Source organism: Tenacibaculum aquaeponti (assembly GCF_052084715.1).
Lineage (GTDB): Bacteria > Bacteroidota > Bacteroidia > Flavobacteriales > Flavobacteriaceae > Polaribacter.
Window position 1 is genome coordinate 3,828,634 of sequence record NZ_CP197288.1, and the last position, 4,331, is coordinate 3,832,964.

Sequence of the window (4,331 nt, forward strand, 5' to 3'; positions counted from 1 at the left end):
TTTTAAATAATAAAATTTTTTTTTATTTTAAAATGAATATATTTGTATGTTATAAGTGTGTTCAAGCATTAAAATATTTAATGGTCCCCATCAATTATGTTTAAGTGTAAAAAAAATAAAGTACAGCATCTTTTTTTACTACTAGCTTTATTGTTTAGTAGTGTTATTTATGGGCAAACACTTGAGGTGCCAAGACCTAACTTTACTTTTGCATGTGCTAAGGAAGGTTCAAATAACTTTAGTTTGTTATTTGATTTTTCAGGTATGGCATTTGATCCAAATAATGTTTTTACAGTTCAACTTTCAGATCCAAATGGTGATTTTGATTCAGGAAATAATAAAAACCTTGCAACCATATCTGGTGAAAACGATAGTTTCTTTGATATTTCTGCGAATTTTGCCTTTCCAACAGATACTTATGGATTTAATTATAGAATAAGAATAATATCAAGTATACCTGCAATGGAAGGACCTTCTTTTGGTCCATTTGAAGCTTTTTATACAACTTCTGAACAATTAGTTTTAAATGATTTTAATGATGTTGTTTTATGTGGCGGAGCACAAACAGTTTCTGTAAACGAAATAGAACCAGATTTAACTTATTTGTGGTATAAGGTAGAGGGAGGTAGAGATGTGTTAATTCCCGGAGAAACAGGAGCTTCTATTAGTCTTTCTGATGGAGGTAGATATTATGCAGCTATCAATTATGGGCAATGTACACAGTCTGGGGCTGGAGTTCGTTCAAATATTATTGATGTTACAGAGATAGCACCAACTAGTTTAGTTATTGAAGGTCCGAATTCTGTAGAAATTTGTGCTAACGAAACTTATGAATTAGTAGCAAGTGTTGATGATCCAACTTTTAATTATAAATGGTATAAAGATGGTACTTTGATAGATGCTTTGCCAGCTTACACACCTAGATATACAACACCAAGTAGTAATCAATTTGGTGTGTATCATTTAGAGATCGAAGTAGGAGGTTGTTCATCACGTTCACAGGATGTTACAATAGAACAAAGAGCGGGAGTTGATTTTGATGTGAATATTGAAAATCCAGCTGTAAGAGTTAGGTTGCCAAGAGAAACCATTGAGTTAGTTATTACTCATACATCTAGCTCGGCAACAATTACTTGGTTTAAAGATGGTGATCCATTACCTTCTTCAAGTAATTCTTTAACAATAAATGCTGTTGAGGAAGGAGAATATTTTGCAGAGGTTGTTGATAATTCTTCAACATGTCCTACTTCTAAAAATTCTGCTGTTTATACAGTATTAGATGTGGTTTCTATTACACCTGAGATTAGAGCTGCTTCAAATTATTCAGATTGTAGCAATGATAGTACAACTTTGTCAATTGTTGGAGTAACAGCTACAGCTACAGATGGAAATGATTATGATTTAACACAAGATCAGATTGATAGTTTAGATTTTCAATGGAAAAAAGACGGAGCAGATTTAGCGGGAGAAACTTTAAATCAATTAACTATAGATTCTTATAATGATAATGGAGAATACGTTTTAAATGCTATAATAAGTGCAACACTGAATTTTGATTCTAATCCTTTAGATGTTTTGTTAACGTTAACAGGAGTTGAAATTCAATCATCATCTATTTCAAATGCATTATGTCCTGGAGAATCAATAACGTTTAATATGAACATAGTACCAGGTTTTGTTTATACTTGGTTTAAAGATGGTGAAGAGATAGTTTTATCAGATCCAAGCACTTTAGTTGTAAACGAAATTGGAATATATAGTGTGACTTATGAAGGGTTTGGTTGTCTAAATAATGTAGCTGAAATTAATGTAGTAGAATTTGATGATACAGTTTTAGAAGTAAGTCCTTCTTCTACAGCAGTTTTAGAGCCCGGTCAAACAATTACGTTGGAGGCAAGTGGAGCTGATTCTTATGAATGGTTTGATCAAGCTGGAAATTTGTTGTCTTCAAATGAAACTCTTGATGTTAATGCATTAGGAACATATACAGTTTTTGGTACTGTTGGAGGGTGTAGAGCACAAAGAGATATAAATGTAGTAGAGGATGATGGTAAATTAGTTATACCAAATATAATAACTCCTTTTAATGGAGATGGAATTAACGATACTTGGGAGCTTCCAAATAGATTTGCTTTTCAAAATAATGTTCAAGTAATTATTTATAACTCAAGAGGTAAGGAAGTATTAAATACAACGGATTATCAAAATAATTGGCCAGTAAATAATAATTTGAAAGATGGAATGTTATTCTATTTCAGAGTTATTCAAGATAATAACTTAATTAAAGCAGGTACAATTTCTATATTGCAATAATAATATATGGTAAAGAAAATTACTTTATTAACACTATGTGTATTTATGAATTTACTAGCTTATGCTCAAACGAGTATTGCTAGTGAAGATTCTTATAATGGTTTTTCATCAAGGAGCTTTATGAAGTTTAATAACTTCATGACAGTTCCTACATTTTCTTTACTTCATAGAGAAACATCTACAATAGAAGCGATTAGTAGAAGCTCAAATATTGATTTTGAGGATGCTTCTCGTCTACATATTTTAAGCTATTCAGGTAAAATGCAATCTAATGTTGGTGCAGGAATAGCTGTATTCCAACAAGAAATAGGGGTTTTTAAAGATTTTGGTGCCATGGCAAATTATGCCTATCAAATCAATTTATCAGAAAAAACTCATTTAACTTTTGGATTCAACTTTTTTTACAGCAGAAGAAGTTTAGATGAGCCCAGAGTGTTAACTAATACACCAGAACCTTTAATCAATAATTATCAAGACAGACCCGTAGTAGTTTTTCAGCCAGCAGCTACAGTTTCTTTTGGTAATTTTGATGTTGGATTATTCTTTGAAAACTTAGGAGATTTTAATTTAAAAAGTAGTGAATTTGTAACAGAATTTGGAGATAAAACAATCTCTGCTCATGCTGCCTATACTTATAGATTGCAAAATACTAGTGGTTTGTTTTCTGGAACAACGATTAGAGGATTAGGTATTGGAAGAAGAACAAAAGTAGATGGTTTTTCTTATGCTGCTACTGTATTAGCTGATTTGCCTAAAGTAGGTTGGTTAAAAGTTGGTTATGATAAGTTATTTGGTTTAAATGCTGGTTTTGGTATTAATCTGAATAAAAGATTATCAATTGGTTTTACATATGAAAAGCAACAAAACTTAAGTGGAACAAACGAGGTTGGTTTAATTTATCGTTTAGGGAAAAGAAAATCAAGAAAAACAGGTAATGTTACTGTTAGTATTCCTGATAATTCGATTAAACCAATAATAGATAGAAGAGAGGAAGAATACGAAAACCCTGAACATAACGATTTATCAGATGAAATAAGAATCGCTCAGGATTCTATAGATAAATTAAATAAGAAAGTAGATGAAATTTTAAAGAAATTAGAAAATCAACCTACAAATACTAAAACTACAGAAATTATTAGAGAGGTTTCACCTTCTGAGCCTACCGAAACAAGAGATCAATCTTTACCTAGAAGAAGTGATAGGCCTTGGAGAGAAACTACAGTAACAGAAAGAGGAGGAGGAGGTACAATGTATTATGTTGCAATAGAGCAATTTAAATCATTGAAAAAAGCTCAAGAAGAAGTTAAGTTTTACAATAATAAAAAGAGTGTTAAACAATATAATAAAACTCATAAGAAAAAAGTAAGAGCTAGATATGTTAGAGATCCAAAATATAATGTATATGTAGTATATATAGATCGTCATGGAAAGAAAGAAGAAGCTGAAGAACAACGTGATGAAATTAATGGAGCGATTAAAAAAGAAACAGAGAGTGATGATGAAGTAGGTGGAGGCCTAGGAATTAGTACTTCAAGTGGTAATTCTTCAGGAAAAGATAGAGTATATGTAATGAAAGTAACTCTTGGGCCTGAAGGAGAAACATATAAAGTGCCTAAAACACAGCCAAAAGCAAGAGTACAAACAATGAGTTTGGTAGATGGCTTAGAACCAGGTTATTATATGCAAGTAGGAGTATTTTCTAAAAAGCCATATGCAGATAGACTGTTAGATGAATTAGAAAGTGATGGTATAAATGCAGGTTATTTTATAAATCCAAAAACTGGATACAGACATGTATATATTCATAAATCTAACGATAGACAAGAGATAATAAAATTATACAATAGTAATTTAAACGGAAAATATTACGATAGAAAAAATATTGTCCATGTAAGATAAGGTATTGAAAATCAGTTTTTAAAATTGTGTTAAAATACTTATCTTTATAGAGATACCGTTTAGAAGTGTTATAAAATTTTGATTATAAGTTTTTTATAAGAAAGCAAAAATCCCCAAAA

2 protein-coding genes are annotated in these 4,331 nt (G+C 30.9%); both read left to right on the forward strand.

Going from position 1 to position 4,331, the window contains the following annotated elements; translation table 11 throughout:
• Positions 1-96 precede the first annotated feature (96 nt).
• A complete protein-coding gene (locus ACSIGC_RS17455) occupies positions 97-2,313 on the forward strand; it encodes a gliding motility-associated C-terminal domain-containing protein (protein ID WP_442266046.1) in 2,217 nt (738 codons plus the stop codon).
• 6 nt (positions 2,314-2,319) lie between these two features.
• The gene (locus tag ACSIGC_RS17460; RefSeq protein ID WP_442266047.1) at positions 2,320-4,212 is read left to right on the forward strand and encodes a PorP/SprF family type IX secretion system membrane protein; all 1,893 of its coding nucleotides are present in this window, start codon (positions 2,320-2,322) and stop codon (positions 4,210-4,212) included.
• Positions 4,213-4,331: the final 119 nt, after the last annotated feature.